This window comes from Pseudomonas sp. R32, from assembly GCF_009866705.1.
GTDB classification, from domain to species: Bacteria; Pseudomonadota; Gammaproteobacteria; order Pseudomonadales; family Pseudomonadaceae; genus Aquipseudomonas; species Aquipseudomonas donghuensis.
Genome location: NZ_CP019396.1, coordinates 5,596,542 through 5,609,893 on the forward strand (window position 1 = coordinate 5,596,542; position 13,352 = coordinate 5,609,893).

Below are 13,352 nucleotides of genomic sequence, written 5' to 3' on the forward strand. Positions count from 1 at the left end.
ACCGCCCCGCGCAGGAAGCGCCTCTTAGTGGTGGTTCTCCTGGTTGTTTTCCAGGGTTTCCAGCAAGGCGATCTGCATGCGTGTGTGCACACGGATGAACCAGCGCCACAGCACTGCCACCACCACCGCCGCGACCACCACGATCAGCAACAGCAGCTCGCTGGTCGGCAGGATACTGGCCGACAACGCCGCTAGCAGCAGGAAAATCACCAGCAGCGACAGCAGCGGAATCACCTCGGCGATCACCCGTCGCACCCGCTGGGTATGCCGCCCGGCCATCTCCGGCTTGACCCCCATCTCCGCCAGCAACATCGACAGTGCCTTGAGCTTGCGGTACGCCGCGATCAGGAACGGCAGCGACAGCATCAGCGCCGCGCCCCAGATCAAGGCCTTCTGCTGGCCAATATCGCTGACCCACTCGCTCAGGTAGTCACCAATGCGGGCGGCGAAATAACCACCGCTGAAGAAGATCGCCACCACCAGCGCCAGGTTCACCCCCACTTGCAGCAGAATCCGCCGGATCATCGAGGCCAGCATCGCCCCTTCGCCATGGGGTTGAATGCTGCGCAGCCACTCGCCATACAGCGACAACACCCGCGCCAGACGCCCCGGCACGACCTTGGCCAGCTTCAGAGACAACGGGTCGGCAGCGCGAATCAGGTAGGGCGTGAGCAGCGTGGTGATGGCCGATACCGCTACCGCCACCGGATAGAGGAAGTCGCTGGTGACCTGCAGGGTGATGCCCAGCGCGGCGATGATGAAAGAGAACTCGCCAATCTGTGACAGCCCCATCCCTACCCGCAGCGAGGTGCGTCCGTCGTTACCGGCGATAAAGGCGCCCATGCCGCAGGAAAGCATCTTGCCCAGCACCACGGCAATGGTGATGACCACGATTGGCCAGGCGTACTCGAGCAGGATCGACGGGTCGATCATCATGCCGATGGCAACGAAGAAGATGGCACTGAACAGGTCGCGAACCGGCTCGATCAGGCGCTCGATCTTCAGCAATTGCCGTGATTCCGCCATGATCGCACCGATCAGGAAGGCACCCAGGACCATGCTGTACTCAAGCTTGACCACCAGCAGGCAGAACCCGAAACACAGGCCCAGGACGGTGATCAGCAACATCTCATTGCTTTCGAAACGGGCCACGTACGCCAACAGGCGCGGCACCAGGAGGATGCCGATGACCAGCGCAACGATCATGAACAGCGACAGCTTGCCAACGGTGGAAAACACCTCGCCGGAGCTCACAGTGCCACTGACGGCGATGCCCGAGAGCAACGCGATGATGCCGATGCCAAGGATGTCTTCGACGATCAGCACACCGAAGATCAGCTGGGCAAAGCGCTCGTTCTTCATCTTCAGGTCGTTGAGCGCCTTGACGATGATGGTGGTCGAGGAGATCGCCAGGATCGCACCGAGGAACAGGGAGTCCATGGTGCTCCAGCCGAACCAGCGGCCGATCTCGAAGCCGATCCAGATCATCAGCACGATTTCCAGGAACGCTGCGATGAACGCTGTGGCCCCGACCTTGAACAGTTTGCGCAGGCTGAACTCCAGCCCCAGGCAAAACATCAGGAAGATCACCCCGAGCTCTGCCAGGGTCTTGATCGTGTCTTCGTCATGAATCAGGCCGAACGGCGGGGTGTGCGGGCCGATGATAAAGCCGGCAACGATGTAGCCAAGCACCACGGGCTGCTTGAAACGGTGAAACAGGATAGTGACCACCCCGGCAACCAGCATGATCACTGCCAAATCCTGAATAAAGCTGATGGCATGCACGGCGTGGGACTCCTTACCTGGTATCCAGAGACAAGCCGCAACCCACCCGAAGCATTGTCTGATTGAGTTACGGATACATAGCGTTTTAAATGTAGGAAGCCCACCTTGCATGGGCTTCCTCAGGTTAACACCGCCGCTTGTCGCTAGAAGCCGGTGCAATATGAAGAAACAGATCGACCAAAGCATCGCCGTAAATGGCACAAACAGCGTGACGGCAAGGCCGCTGTCAGCGTCCCGTCTTACTAGATGGGAATCGTATTGGGGGAAAGAAGCGTGAATAGCAATCGCCACCCCGCCTCAGCGCAACCTTACCGTGAGCACACTATGGAACCTGGAAACGCCCAGCTGTCGATGACCGTCCTGATGACCCCGGACATGGCCAACTTTTCTGGCAACGTCCACGGCGGCACCCTGCTCAAATACCTCGATGAAGTAGCCTATGCCTGCGCCAGCCGTTACGCCGGCCGTTATGTGGTGACCCTGTCGGTCGACCAGGTGGTCTTTCGCGAACCGGTGCATGTCGGCGAGCTGGTGACTTTCCTCGCCTCGGTCAACTACACCGGCAACACCTCGATGGAAGTCGGCATCAAAGTCGTCACCGAAAACATTCGCGAACGCTCGGTGCGCCACAGCAACAGCTGTTTCTTCACCATGGTCGCCGTCGACGATGACCGCAAGCCGGTGGCGGTGCCGCCCCGCCAGCCTGAAACCAGCGAAGAAAAGCGCCGTTTCCTGCAGGGCAAACAGCGCCGGCTGATCCGTCAGGAGCTGGAAAAGCGCTACCAGGAACTCAAGGGCGACGCCCTTTAAATGGCCAGGGGCTGCGCTGCAAAGCGCAGCCGTGGGTGCACGATGCGGTCCTGGGCACGCACCAGTTCCAGCTCGTAGCTGGCGCAGGCCTGGGTTTCCAGCAGCACTTCGTGCACTGCGGCGGCGGTGAATTCAAACGCCGTGACCCAGTCATCGCCCAGCAGCAAACGCGCCAGGAACAAGCCCGACGTCAGGTCACCCACGCCCACTGGCTGGCGCGCAAATGCCAGCAACGGGCGGCGGATAAGCCAGCTACCGTCGGCGGTAACCAGCAGCATTTCAAAGTCTTCGACACTGCGCCCGGGATAGGCCAGGTGCTTTACCAGGATAGCTTTCGGGCCTCGCACCAACAGGCTGCGGGCCATGCTGACACAGTCTTGCAGCGACTCGGCCCGGCGCCCGCAGAAGCTATCCAGCTCCAGCTGATTCGGGCACAGCACGTCGGCGGTGGTCAGTGCTTCTTCCACCAGGAACTCGCTGACCTCGGCCGGGACGATACAGCCCTTCTCCGGATGGCCCATCACCGGGTCGCACAGGTACAAGGCGCGCGGGTTGGCGGCCTTGATCCGGGCCACACCGCTGAGGATCGCCCGCCCCTGCTCGGCACTGCCCAGGTAGCCGGACAGCACCGCGTCGCAGTTGCCCAACTCACCGATCGTCGCAATCCCCTCAACCAGCGCAGGAATTTGCGCTGGAGCAAGCACTTCTCCGGTCCACTGACCATACTGAGTATGGTTGGAGAACTGCACGGTATTGAGCGGCCAGACCTTCACCCCGACCCGCTGCATGGGAAACACCGCAGCGCTGTTGCCGGCATGGCCGAAAACCACGTGGGACTGGATGGCGAGCAGATGCGGTGTACGTTTCATGCAGGTCTTCCGAAAGCGTAGGAATGAAAAACAAGGCACGCAGTATGGCGCTAAATGCCACCTGTACGACAGACCGGGGAGGCAGTTAAGCTGGGCATACCTCGTTGGAGCATATGTAAATGTTGACCCTGGGAAATCTCTTCGTGCTGATGCTGCTGGCCACGGCGGGCGCCTGGTTGTGGCATAACCACGGCTTGCGTGAAAAGGCTCTGGAGCGAGTCAAGCAGCACTGCGCCAAACTCGATCTGGAGCTGCTCGATGGCAATGTCGCGCTCAAGCGCATCGGTTTTGTGCGCGACGCCAACGGCCGCAAGCGCCTGGCCCGGGTGTACAACTTCGAATTCACCGTGACCGGCGAACAGCGCCATCCCGGTACCGTCACCCAGTTTGGCGCGCACACCATGCAAATCGAACTGGCCCCCTACCCGTTCGAGATCAAGACACCACAACATCACGACAACGTCGTCGAGATGAACCAGTGGCGCCAGGACCACAACCGCTGGCGCAACTAGACGCGGCAGGCCAGCATGGCTTGCTGCAATGGTTCAGGGGCCTGCGGCTCGGCGAAGATCAGCTCCAGCCGCGAGTCGCGGCGCCATTCACTGTTGCTCCACTGCAATGTAGGCTGCCCTGCCAAGGCGTTGATCGACTGCCAGCCATCCAGACTGTGGATAACTGCCTTGGCCCGACGCCAGTCCAGCCCCTGCAGAAAGCGCTCCAGACGGGGGCGATCGAACACCTGACCCGGGTGCCAGCGCCAACCTATGCTCCAACCTTCTGCGGCCTGCCGAATACTGCAAATAGGCTCCTGTGGATTTGTCCACAGGCTGCTGACGACCCCGGGAATATTGACTGCCGCGAGCTTATCCACAGCGGCGGGAAGTGGCGCTGCAGAGCTTTCCACAGGCACTTCGGACCAGGGCAATTGCCCATGATCGGTCCAGTACAGGCGAGCAGCAGGTAGCTGAGAAGTTATCCACAAGCGCTGTTGTGCATCCAACCCGGCGGACTTGTTCAGCACCAGCAATCCAGCGCTGGCCAGGGTCGATTGCTGGGCTTCAGGCAGGGCAATACCTGCAGCCAATTGCTCGGCATCCAGCACCAGCACCGCCGGTTGTACCGCCAACACGCCTTGCCAAGGCGGCAAACGCAGTTGCTCAAGCAACTGCAGCGGATGACCCAACCCGGACGGTTCGATGAATACCCGCTGTGGCCTGGCCTTGCGCAGCAAGCGACCCAGGCCAACCTGAAACGGCATGCCGTTGACGCAGCACAGGCAACCACCGGCCACTTCACCCAAGGCAATACCGTCATCGTCGCTGGCCAGCAGCGCCATATCCAGGCCGATCTGGCCAAACTCGTTGATCAGTACCGCCCAGCGCTCATCGGCGGGCCGCTGCGCCAGCAGTTGACGAATCAGGCTGGTCTTGCCGGCACCGAGCGGGCCGGCAATCACGTGGGTAGGAATGTTCTGCAACATGGGACGGAGAGTGCCTGAAATTTTCGCCACTATGCCGCTATTTCAGGCCATCCAGTCAAGGCTGAGAATCAGGCGACGTTCGCCATTCAACAGCGCCGGCGAGCGATGGACCAGCCCGCCACCCTGGTTGCCGAGCCACTTCTCGCCCTTGAGCAAGGCCACCTCACCGCTGCCCAACTGGCGGACCGCACTGGCAGCGGGCTGCTCCCGGGCAAGCTGCGATCGGTCGATTGCACCTTCTTCCAGCCATTCACTGCCTGGGCCGGCATAGGTGCTCAGCAAACGCAGGGGTACATGGTCGACATGAAACCGCGGGCACATGGCGCTGCTCAGCGCCTGTAACCGCAGACCGACACGCCGGGCGTCGAGCAGGCAAGCGTAGGCACTCACCAGCCAGGCAACGTCAGTGAGAAACGCCCTCTGGCCCTCCAGGTCGGCATAGCCACCCAGCAAGCCGTTGAGGTCCGGCAACTGATGCTGGTCATCCAGCTCGATTACCCGGCTTTCACCCAGTGGCTGGTTCAACGACAACAGCAACCGGGCAAAGTCCTCGATCTGCACCGGCAGGCGCCGCTGCCAAACCGCAAGGTTTACCCCGTCCTGCAACGCCTCGGTGAGCACCTGGGGCGTTTCGCCGAACGCCTGGCGCATTACGCCGCTTCCTCGTCGAACCAGGGGCCAAACGGGTCGGGCAATTGCTGCCAGCTGTGCACACCCGCCGCCATTTCTGCATCGTCGAGCAGGCAGGCCGAGAGCTCGGCATCCAGCCGCGCGAAGTCGATGTTCTGGCCAATAAACACCAGCTCCTGACGGCAATCACCGCATTCGGCGCTCCAGTTCTTGAGGATCGCCGCAGTGCTCTGCTCATCTTGCGGCCAGTGCTCGCGTGGAACGAAGCGCCACCAGCGTCCGGCAAAGCCATGGCGCATCATGCCGCCGGCCTGCGACCAGCTACCGGCGTCCTGGTGCTTGCTGGCCAGCCAAAAAAAGCCTTTGGAGCGCAGCAGCCGACCGTTGTTCCACGGCGTGTGGATAAAGTCGAAAAAGCGCTGCGGATGCAGCGGCCGGCGGGCTTGCCAGGTGGTGGCGGCAATTCCGTATTCCTCGGTTTCCGGCACATGCTCCCCGCGCAGTTCCTGCAGCCAGCCGGGCGCCTGGGCTGCGCGCTCGAAGTCGAACAGGCCAGTATTGAGGATCTGTGGCAACGCCACCTGGCCCATGACCATCGGCACAATCTGCGCCTGGGCGTTGAGGCTGCGCAGGATGGCGCTGAGCTCTTCGCGCTCGGCACTGCTGATCAGGTCGATCTTGCTCAGCAGGATTACATCGGCGAACTCCACCTGCTCGATCAGCAGGTCACTGATCGAGCGCTCGTCTTCATCACCGAGGGTTTCGCCGCGGCTGGCCAGGCTTTCGGCGGCCTGATAGTCACGCAGGAAGTTCAAGCCATCGACCACGGTGACCATGGTATCAAGGCGCGCCTGGTCGGCCAGGCTGCGGCCTTGCTCGTCGCGAAAGGTAAAGGTCTCGGCGACTGGCAGCGGCTCGGAGATGCCGGTGGACTCGATCAACAGGTAATCGAAACGCTCCTCCCGGGCCAGGCGGGCGACCTCTTCGAGCAGGTCTTCACGCAGGGTGCAGCAGATGCAACCGTTGCTCATCTCCACCAGCTTCTCTTCGGCACGGTTAAGGCTGACGTTGCGCTGGACCTCACTGGCATCGATGTTGATTTCACTCATGTCGTTGACGATCACCGCGACCCGTAGGTTGTCGCGGTTTTTCAACACGTGATTGAGCAGCGTGCTTTTGCCGGCACCCAAAAAGCCGGAGAGCACGGTTACGGGAAGACGGTCGGGCATGGGGGCGATCCTCATCAGGAGAGAGCATTCGAACGATGCATTGCGCAATGTTATATTATAACAATACAATCTCGCCAACCTACTTCGCCCAGAACATGACCAAAGGCCGACCTGAAAGATGAAATCGCGTTGCTTGTTTGCCTTCGCCGTGTTGCTGCAGTGCGAGTTCGCCAGCGCCAACACCACGCCCTTGAGCAACGGCCTGGCGCTCTGTACCCGCAGCGCAACCCTGCTTGCCTGCAGCGATGCCCAAGGCAATTACTACAGCGTGCAAACCCAAGGCAACACGACCTACCTGCGGGGCTTTGAAATGCAAGGTCGCAGGCTATGGGCGCAAACCAACAGCCGCTATGGCCAATTGACCTTTTACACAGGCGTGGCGAGCAACGGTGAAACCTGGGTCGGTTACAGCCGGCGTGTGGGCTGGACCACCTTGAACAGCGTGTCGAGTTCTACCGGGCAGCGTTTCAATCTGCGCTGCAATCGCCTGAACGGCTGCCAATAGTCTTCCTTGAAAAGTGAACCACTGATGAGCGCTTTCACCCTTCCTGACATCGCTGCCCAAGCCACCAACAGCCAGTTGCCCTTGGATTGGGTAGGCATGTGTGGCATTGCCCTGCCGCTGCAGATCAACGGGCAGATTCTGCGAGCAAGTGCCGACGCAGGTGTCAGCCTTGATGATGGCGCGTCCCGGGGCATTCACATGTCGCGCTTGTACCTGGCGCTGGAGGCACTGGAACACCAAGCCTTGAGTCCTGTGTTGCTGAACGCGGTGCTGGAGTGCTTTCTCGACAGCCACATCGGCCTTTCCGCCAGCGCCTTCTTGACCCTTCGTTTCGAACTGATGCTCAAACGCCCTGCCTTGATCAGCCCGTTGGCGGGCTGGAAAGCCTATCCGGTTACCCTGAATGCGCAGCTAAAAGACGGAGTGTTCCACGTGGAACTATTTGTCGATGTGGAGTATTCCTCCACCTGCCCCTGTTCCGCTGCCTTGGCCCGGCAGTTGATTCAGCAGCAATTTCTCACCGACTTTGGCAATCGCACCTTGAGCCATGAGGCTGTCTTGAGTTGGCTCGGAAGTGCCCAGGGCATCGTCGCCACACCTCACAGCCAACGCAGCGTAGCGAAGCTGCAGGCTCGATTGCGCCAAGGCATTAATGAGCTGCCGATAGAAGCGCTGATCGACCACGCTGAAAAAGCCTTGGGTACCGCGGTACAAACTGCGGTAAAGCGTGCTGATGAACAGGCTTTTGCGTTGGCCAACGGTCAGAATCTGATGTTCTGCGAAGATGCCGCCCGACGGCTTCATGTGGCGTTGAAAACGCTACCCTGGCTCGGCGGCTTCAACCTGCGCGTGGAACATGCCGAAAGCCTGCATGCCCACGACGCAGTCGCCCACAGCCAATGGCACTGGTGAGGCGCTTCAGGTTCGCGGCTTGACCGTACCGCAATCATTGCCCAGCCACACCGCACGGGTATTCATGCTGCCTTGCTGCTGCACACCGGAAGCGTTGAAGGTACCGTTGACCTTGGTCAGGAACTCGCGATTGTTGAGAAACGTGGCTTCGCCATTGCCCTGAGCTTTCGGGCAACTGAAGGTGAATTTCCAGACATTGCCGTTGCGCTCGGTGATTTTTTGAGTGCAACCAGACTTGGGATCTTGCAGCGGGATGTCGTTGCTTTTCACTTGCTCGGGGGTCAGGCAGGAGCGCACCCCCTGACCCGCCACACTGATCCCTTGCTTGGCCAGGCCGCCCTCGATCATCGCCCGTTGCTCTGGCGGCAGATTCTTCAGCTGGCCGAGCATGAAGCCCATGTCCGGCAGTGGCTTGCCATCGACCTGCATGTTGCTGGTGGTCAGCTCCCACAGGCCAGGTTGCAACATCTGCGCATGCACCAACGGGCTCGCCAGGCCCAGCACCAGTGCCAGCATTGGCAGACGACTCTTCATGTAATGACTCCTCAAAACTCCAGCCCCAAGCTGGAACACAGCTTAGACGTCATTTTGTGCTTTCGGTTGCAACGGCGGCCTGGAACATGCTCTGTTAGGGGCAGAGCCTTCGGACAGCAGGATGCGTATGGATTACCACAGCCCCTACTTCTTCGGTTATCTCATTGGTGTGATTCACCTGCTCGGCGGTATCGCCGCGTTGCATGCGGTGTTCACAGTGCGCACCGCTCAGGGGGCGATTGCCTGGGCAATGTCGCTGCTGTTCATTCCCTACTTCACCCTCATCCCCTACCTGGTGTTCGGCAGCCGTACCTTCGATGCCTACATCGAGGCCCGGCGCCAGGCCAACCGGGAAATGCACGTGGCCATGGCGGACCTGAACTGGCGACCGTGGGTCGAGGAAGCGCTGGCCGCACGCAACTCGGAGTCCTATGGCGCGCTGCGGGCGATGCCCAGGCTCGGGCGCATGCCCTGCCTGGCCAATAATCAGGTGCGCTTGCTGGTCGACGGCAAGGCCACTTTCGATGCGATCTTTCGCGCCATCGCCGGTGCTCGCGACACAGTGCTGGTGCAGTTTTTCATCATTCACGACGACGATCTGGGGCGGCAGTTGCAGGCCCTGCTATTGAAAAAAGCCGCCGAAGGCGTGAAGGTCTACGTGCTCTACGACAGCGTCGGCAGCCATGCCCTACCCTCGGCCTACAACCACACACTGCGCGAGGGTGGCGTGAACATCCGCGCCTTCGCGACCCGTCGCGGCTGGTTCAACCGCTTCCAGGTCAACTTCCGTAACCACCGCAAGATCGTCGTGGTCGATGGCCTGCTGGGGTTTGTTGGCGGACATAACGTTGGCGATGAGTACCTGGGCGCTAACCCCAAGCTGTCGCCCTGGCGCGATACCCACGTGCAGGTCAGTGGGCCGGTGTTGGCCTGCCTGCAGGAGTCGTTCGCTGAAGACTGGTTCTGGGCGTCACGGACATTACCGCCGCTGATCCTGCCGGAGACCTACCCGGAAGACGGCGTGCTCTGCCAAGTGCTCGCCAGCGGCCCGGCCGACCCACAGGAAACCTGTTCGCTGTTCTTCGTCGAGGCGATCCATTCGGCGCGTGAGCGGCTGTGGATCACCAGCCCCTACTTCATCCCCGACGAAGCGGTGTTCGCCGCCCTGCGCCTGGCGGTGCTGCGCGGCGTCGACGTGCGCATCCTGATTCCTTCACGCCCGGACCACCGCATCGTCTACGCCGCCTCCAGCCTGTTCGCCTTCGAGGCGGTGCGCGCCGGGGTGCGGATGTTTCGTTTTGAACCAGGGTTCCTGCATCAGAAGGTGGTGCTGATCGATAACGAGATCAGTGCCATCGGCAGCGCCAACCTCGACAACCGTTCGTTTCGGCTCAACTTTGAGATCATGCTGCTGACCGTCGACCGCGAATTTGCCGATCAGGTCGAAACCATGCTCACCGATGACTTTGATCGCGCCCGGGAGATCACCGCCGAAGACACTCGCGACACGCACCGCCTGCAACAACTGGGGATGCGTATCGCACGGCTGATTTCGCCGATTCTGTAAGCTGTCTTAGCGGTAGAAATCTTCGCGGGTCAGCGGCAAATCGTGGCTGCCATCGGCGAAAGGCTTCACTGCCAGTATCTGGTGCAGGTTGATCCAGCCCTTGGCAAAGGCATAGGAGCAGCCGGCCAGGTACAGGCGCCAGATGCGCAAGGCCCGCTCCGGTACCAGCGCGCTAGCCTTGTCCAGTTGTGCTTCGAGGCGGTTGCTCCAGTGCTCCAAAGTCCGCGCGTAATGCAGGCGCAGGCTTTCGACGTCGACGATTTCCAGGCCTGCCTCGCTGATCCGTGCGCTGATCATCGACAAGTGCGGTAGCTCGCCATGGGGGAACACGTAGCGCTCGATGAAGTTGCCCGCGCCCCGCCCGACCGGTCGCCCGTCAGTGTGCTTGGCGGTAATGCCGTGGTTCATCACCAGGCCCCCTTCGCGCACCGCGCCAAACAGGCGCTGGCAGTACAACGCCAGGTTGGCATGGCCGACGTGTTCGAACATGCCAACGCTGACCACCTTGTCAAAGCGCCCGTCCTGGGGCAGGTCGCGGTAATCGAGAATCTGCAGCTCCACCTGCCCCTCCAGGCCATCGGCCTTGACCCGTTCACGGCCCAGCTTGAGCTGTTCCTTGCTCAGGGTGATGCCGAACACCTTGGCACCGAACTCCCTGGCCGCATAACGTGCCAACCCGCCCCAACCACAGCCGACATCGAGCAGGTAATCGCCCTTGTGCAGGCGCAGCTTGCGGCACAGGTGCTCGAACTTGTTCTGCTGGGCTTGCTCCAGGGTGTTGGTGGGTGATTTGAAATAGGCGCAGGAGTACGCCATGTCGCTATCCAGCCACAACTGGTAGAAGGCGTTGGACAGGTCATAGTGGTAGGAAATCGCCGCCGCATCGGTAGCCTTGTCATGCTCGGCGCGCACCGGCTGTGGGTCTTCTTCATCCTTGAGCAAGGCTACGCTCAGTTCATCGCAGACACGAATCACCTCACCGATGGAGCCCTCCAGGTCCAGCTTGCCTTCGACAAATGCAGCGCCCAGTTCATCCAGGCTCGGATGGGCCAGTTGGGTAATCAGCTGCGGATCCTTGACCAGGATGGTGACTTGCGGCTTGGGCCCCAGATCGAACGCATGACCATCCCAGAGCTTCAGTCGCAGTGGTAGTCGCAGGCTTTGCAGAACAGGTGGAAGTTGCGCAAGCATGAAATTAGCCTCCTTTTTTCATCGGACGTCTGTCCAAAAGGGTAGTTCATTCACAGCAAGTTTCAGCTAATACAGACCATAGTCTGAGCCTGCCGGGCCCGTTCCAGACCTTGCGGGCGCGGCGGGTACCCACGATCAATTGTATACAATCAGCCGTTGTGCAGATTAGTCTTGGCGCCATTGTCGATTCTTCATCCTGGAGTACAACAATGAAAACCTATGATGTAGTGATCATTGGCGGCGGGCCTGGCGGCTACAACGCGGCTATTCGTGCTGGCCAGCTTGGCTTGAGCGTGGCGTGCGTCGAAGGTCGTTCAACCCTGGGGGGCACGTGCCTGAACGTCGGCTGCATGCCGTCCAAAGCGCTACTGCATGCCTCTGAGTTGTATGAAGCGGCAGTAGGCGGCGAGTTCGCCAGCCTTGGCATCGAGGTCAAACCAACCCTCAACCTCGCGCAGATGATGAAACAGAAGGACGAAAGCGTCAGCGGCCTGACCAAAGGCATCGAGTTCCTGTTTCGCAAGAACAAGGTCGACTGGATCAAGGGCTGGGGCAAGCTCGATGGCGTCGGCCGGGTCACGGTCAGCGATGAGCAGGGTGTCATCACTGAGCTGCAGGCCAAGGACATTGTCATCGCTACCGGCTCGGAGCCGACGCCGCTGCCAGGCGTGACCATCGACAACCAGCGCATTATCGACTCCACTGGCGCCCTGGCCCTGGGTGAAGTGCCCAAGCACCTGGTGGTCATCGGCGCCGGGGTCATCGGCCTGGAGCTGGGTTCGGTGTGGCGCCGGTTGGGCAGCCAGGTAACCGTGGTCGAGTACCTTGATCGCATCTGCCCCGGCACCGATGAAGAAGCGGCAAAAACCCTGCAACGCTCCCTGGCCAAGCAAGGCATGAAGTTCAAGCTCGGCAGCAAAGTCACCCAGGCCACGGTTTCGGCGCAAGGGGTGAACCTGAGCCTGGAGCCTGCCGCTGGCGGCAGCGCCGAAACCCTCGAAGCCGATTACGTGCTGGTCGCCATTGGCCGTCGCCCCTACACCCAGGGCTTGGGCCTGGAAAGCGTCGGCCTTGAGACCGACAAGCGCGGCATGCTCGCCAACCAGCACCATCGCACCGGCGTGCCAGGGGTCTGGGTGATCGGCGATGTCACTTCCGGGGCGATGCTCGCGCACAAGGCCGAGGACGAAGCGATCTCCTGCATTGAGCAAATTGCCGGCAAGGCTCACGAGGTCAATTACAACCTGATCCCGGCGGTCATCTACACCCGCCCGGAGCTGGCCAGCGTCGGCAAGACCGAAGAGCAGCTCAAGGCCGAGGGCCGTGAATACAAGGTCGGCAAGTTCCCTTTCAGCGCCAACAGCCGGGCCAAGATCAACCACGAGACCGAAGGCTTTGCCAAGGTCCTGGCCGACGCCCGTACCGATGAAGTGCTGGGTGTGCACCTGGTCGGCCCGAGCGTCAGCGAGATGATCGGCGAATACTGCGTGGCCATGGAGTTCAGCGCCTCGGCCGAAGACATCGCCCTCACCTGCCACCCGCACCCGACCCGCTCCGAGGCCCTGCGCCAGGCGGCGATGAACGTCGATGGCAAAGCCATGCAGATCTGATCAGTCGGCCGCCCCTGCCCTGCCAACCTGTGGCGCCCGTCGCCACAGGCTGAGGATCACCCCAAGCAGACCACTGCCGATGGAAATCGCCCAGACCCACGAAGACAGTTCGGCCGCCGACAGCTGGGCGCTGCGGGCGGCCTGGAAGATGATCACCAGGGGGCCAGCTCCCACAGGGTTTGCACTGAACCTTGTGGGAGCTGGCTTGCCAGCGATGGATTCAACCCGGC

13 protein-coding genes and 1 pseudogene are annotated in these 13,352 nt (G+C 61.0%); 6 read left to right on the forward strand and 8 right to left on the reverse strand.

Annotated features, from left to right (window positions below; genetic code table 11):
- Positions 1–24: 24 nt before the first annotated feature.
- Complete coding sequence (locus tag PspR32_RS25895; protein WP_010222783.1) at positions 25–1,785, reverse strand: cation:proton antiporter; 1,761 nt, start codon at positions 1,783–1,785, stop codon at positions 25–27.
- Between the two features lie 324 nt (positions 1,786–2,109).
- Here PspR32_RS25895 and PspR32_RS25900 point away from each other — a divergent pair, with 324 nt between their 5' ends.
- On the forward strand, positions 2,110–2,595 hold the full coding sequence (locus PspR32_RS25900; protein WP_010222782.1) for an acyl-CoA thioesterase: 486 nt from the start codon (positions 2,110–2,112) through the stop codon (positions 2,593–2,595).
- On the opposite strand, the gene pdxY is transcribed toward PspR32_RS25900, so the two are convergent.
- Positions 2,592–3,464 (reverse strand): pyridoxal kinase PdxY, encoded by an 873-nt coding sequence (gene pdxY / locus PspR32_RS25905; protein ID WP_010222781.1) that lies wholly within the window; start codon positions 3,462–3,464, stop codon positions 2,592–2,594. The two genes, PspR32_RS25900 and pdxY, sit on opposite strands and share 4 nt — an antisense overlap.
- Positions 3,465–3,583: 119 nt before the next feature.
- On the opposite strand from pdxY, the gene PspR32_RS25910 reads away from it, so the two are divergent.
- Entirely contained in the window at positions 3,584–3,976 is a 393-nt protein-coding gene (locus PspR32_RS25910) for a DUF3301 domain-containing protein (RefSeq protein ID WP_010222780.1), read from the forward strand.
- On the opposite strand, the gene PspR32_RS25915 is transcribed toward PspR32_RS25910, so the two are convergent.
- From PspR32_RS25915 to zigA, 3 genes are read right to left on the reverse strand one after another with little or no spacing between them, the layout of a single operon-like run.
- Positions 3,973–4,944 carry a CobW family GTP-binding protein gene (locus tag PspR32_RS25915; protein WP_010222779.1) on the reverse strand — a complete coding sequence of 324 codons (972 nt, stop codon included), beginning with the start codon at positions 4,942–4,944 and terminating at the stop codon, positions 3,973–3,975. The two genes, PspR32_RS25910 and PspR32_RS25915, sit on opposite strands and share 4 nt — an antisense overlap.
- Positions 4,945–4,986: 42 nt before the next feature.
- Complete coding sequence (locus PspR32_RS25920) at positions 4,987–5,595, reverse strand: DUF1826 domain-containing protein (protein ID WP_036995264.1); 609 nt, start codon at positions 5,593–5,595, stop codon at positions 4,987–4,989.
- Entirely contained in the window at positions 5,595–6,803 is a 1,209-nt protein-coding gene (gene zigA, locus PspR32_RS25925; protein ID WP_159389340.1) for a zinc metallochaperone GTPase ZigA, read from the reverse strand. Before zigA ends, PspR32_RS25920 begins: the two co-directional genes overlap by 1 nt.
- Before the next feature lie 118 nt (positions 6,804–6,921).
- Here zigA and PspR32_RS25930 point away from each other — a divergent pair, with 118 nt between their 5' ends.
- Together PspR32_RS25930 and folE2 are read left to right on the forward strand one after the other, a co-directional pair.
- Entirely contained in the window at positions 6,922–7,308 is a 387-nt protein-coding gene (locus tag PspR32_RS25930) for a glutamine synthetase (RefSeq protein ID WP_103143285.1), read from the forward strand.
- Positions 7,309–7,332: 24 nt separating this feature from the next.
- Positions 7,333–8,220 (forward strand): GTP cyclohydrolase FolE2, encoded by an 888-nt coding sequence (folE2, locus tag PspR32_RS25935; RefSeq protein WP_010222775.1) that lies wholly within the window; start codon positions 7,333–7,335, stop codon positions 8,218–8,220.
- 6 nt (positions 8,221–8,226) lie between these two features.
- Here folE2 and PspR32_RS25940 read toward each other — a convergent pair whose 3' ends face one another.
- Entirely contained in the window at positions 8,227–8,754 is a 528-nt protein-coding gene (locus tag PspR32_RS25940) for a DUF3617 domain-containing protein (RefSeq protein WP_010222774.1), read from the reverse strand.
- A 127-nt stretch (positions 8,755–8,881) separates the two neighbouring features.
- Here PspR32_RS25940 and cls point away from each other — a divergent pair, with 127 nt between their 5' ends.
- On the forward strand, positions 8,882–10,321 hold the full coding sequence (gene cls / locus PspR32_RS25945) for a cardiolipin synthase (RefSeq protein ID WP_010222773.1): 1,440 nt from the start codon (positions 8,882–8,884) through the stop codon (positions 10,319–10,321).
- 6 nt (positions 10,322–10,327) lie between these two features.
- On the opposite strand, the gene cfaB is transcribed toward cls, so the two are convergent.
- Entirely contained in the window at positions 10,328–11,512 is a 1,185-nt protein-coding gene (gene cfaB / locus PspR32_RS25950) for a C17 cyclopropane fatty acid synthase CfaB (RefSeq protein WP_010222772.1), read from the reverse strand.
- Positions 11,513–11,721: 209 nt separating this feature from the next.
- On the opposite strand from cfaB, the gene lpdA reads away from it, so the two are divergent.
- Positions 11,722–13,122, forward strand: a complete 1,401-nt coding sequence (gene lpdA, locus PspR32_RS25955) for a dihydrolipoyl dehydrogenase (protein ID WP_159389341.1) — start codon at positions 11,722–11,724, stop codon at positions 13,120–13,122.
- 24 nt (positions 13,123–13,146) lie between these two features.
- Here lpdA and PspR32_RS26450 read toward each other — a convergent pair.
- Positions 13,147–13,290, reverse strand: a pseudogene (locus PspR32_RS26450) (benzoate/H(+) symporter BenE family transporter); the annotation flags it as partial.
- Between the last annotated feature and the right edge of the window lie 62 nt (positions 13,291–13,352).

Coding starts and splice junctions, on each gene's coding strand:
- PspR32_RS25900 (WP_010222782.1), top strand. CDS start 2,110: ATGGAACCTGGAAACGCCCAGCTGTCGATGACCGTCCTGATGACCCCG.
- pdxY (WP_010222781.1), bottom strand. CDS start 3,464: ATGAAACGTACACCGCATCTGCTCGCCATCCAGTCCCACGTGGTTTTC.
- PspR32_RS25910 (WP_010222780.1), top strand. CDS start 3,584: ATGTTGACCCTGGGAAATCTCTTCGTGCTGATGCTGCTGGCCACGGCG.
- PspR32_RS25915 (WP_010222779.1), bottom strand. CDS start 4,944: ATGTTGCAGAACATTCCTACCCACGTGATTGCCGGCCCGCTCGGTGCC.
- PspR32_RS25920 (WP_036995264.1), bottom strand. CDS start 5,595: ATGCGCCAGGCGTTCGGCGAAACGCCCCAGGTGCTCACCGAGGCGTTG.
- zigA (WP_159389340.1), bottom strand. CDS start 6,803: ATGCCCGACCGTCTTCCCGTAACCGTGCTCTCCGGCTTTTTGGGTGCC.
- PspR32_RS25930 (WP_103143285.1), top strand. CDS start 6,922: ATGAAATCGCGTTGCTTGTTTGCCTTCGCCGTGTTGCTGCAGTGCGAG.
- folE2 (WP_010222775.1), top strand. CDS start 7,333: ATGAGCGCTTTCACCCTTCCTGACATCGCTGCCCAAGCCACCAACAGC.
- PspR32_RS25940 (WP_010222774.1), bottom strand. CDS start 8,754: ATGAAGAGTCGTCTGCCAATGCTGGCACTGGTGCTGGGCCTGGCGAGC.
- cls (WP_010222773.1), top strand. CDS start 8,882: ATGGATTACCACAGCCCCTACTTCTTCGGTTATCTCATTGGTGTGATT.
- cfaB (WP_010222772.1), bottom strand. CDS start 11,512: ATGCTTGCGCAACTTCCACCTGTTCTGCAAAGCCTGCGACTACCACTG.
- lpdA (WP_159389341.1), top strand. CDS start 11,722: ATGAAAACCTATGATGTAGTGATCATTGGCGGCGGGCCTGGCGGCTAC.